Here is a 929-nt window from a genome sequence, read left to right on the forward strand (position 1 = left end):
ACATGTAAATAAATTCCGTACTTGTATTGACTTTAAAGGCGTAATCACCGATAATTAAATCATCGGGAGGCAATACCGCCGCCCGAAAAATTGCCGGTATCGGCGCTTTAAGGAGTACACCATGACTGATATTACGACCCCTTCTGTTTATGTTGGCACTTACCATAAATACAACTGCGGAAGCATTGCGGGAGCCTGGCTCGATCTGACCGATTTTGATAGCTCAGAGGAGTTTTACGAGCGCTGCCGCGAGTTACACGCAAATGAGGCTGATCCAGAATTTATGTTCCAGGATTGGGAGGGTATTCCGTCTGATATGGCGTCAGAGTGCCATATCAACTGGGATTTTATTAACGGCTTTAAACAAGCCCGCGAGGAAGGAAACGAAGCGGCGTTTGTGGCCTTTGTTGATCTGTTTAATAGCACTGATTTCGACCTGTTTAGAGATGCCTATATGGGCGAAGCTAAGGACGAAGAAACTTTTGCAGAGGAATACCTGAATGATAGCGGTCTACTGAATGAAATTCCTGAATCCGTAGCCCGATATTTTGACATCGTAGCCTATGCGCGGGATCTGTTTATTGGGGATTTCAGTTTACATGACGGACACGTATTTAACATGACTTGCTGAAACCTAGTCCCCCGCCACGCGGGGGATATTAAACACCGCTCTAATTAATCGCCGGTATCGGCAAACAGCCATCTGGGCGGCTGCGCCGCCCCTTTGCTGCTGCTTGCCGGTGATCTCTCCAGCTCATGTTCTGCCATTGCGCTAAATCCTGATGCCACACAGGGCGTTACCCCTTCGGGGCCGCTCTGCTGTGCTGCGCATCGAGCCGGTTCCCGTCTCGCCCCGCCCCTTCGGGGTGCCAACGCCCTTCAGGCGTCGGCATCCTTTGCCAGTGCGCTATTGTGTTATCCGTGGATTG

1 protein-coding gene is annotated in these 929 nt (G+C 50.4%); it reads left to right on the plus strand.

What is annotated here, in order from left to right:
* The first annotated feature begins 121 nt into the window (after positions 1-121).
* Positions 122-631, plus strand: coding sequence for an antirestriction protein ArdA (locus OGV93_RS01265; RefSeq protein ID WP_000129958.1), 510 nt, complete (start codon positions 122-124; stop codon positions 629-631).
* Positions 632-929 lie beyond the last annotated feature (298 nt).

It is taken from the genome of Citrobacter sp. Cb031 (genome assembly GCF_030336725.1).
GTDB classification, from domain to species: domain Bacteria; phylum Pseudomonadota; class Gammaproteobacteria; order Enterobacterales; family Enterobacteriaceae; genus Citrobacter; species Citrobacter braakii.

What these genes read in the sequence shown, in the direction of transcription:
- OGV93_RS01265 (WP_000129958.1), top strand. Translation starts at nt 122, where the DNA reads ATGACTGATATTACGACCCCTTCTGTTTATGTTGGCACTTACCATAAA.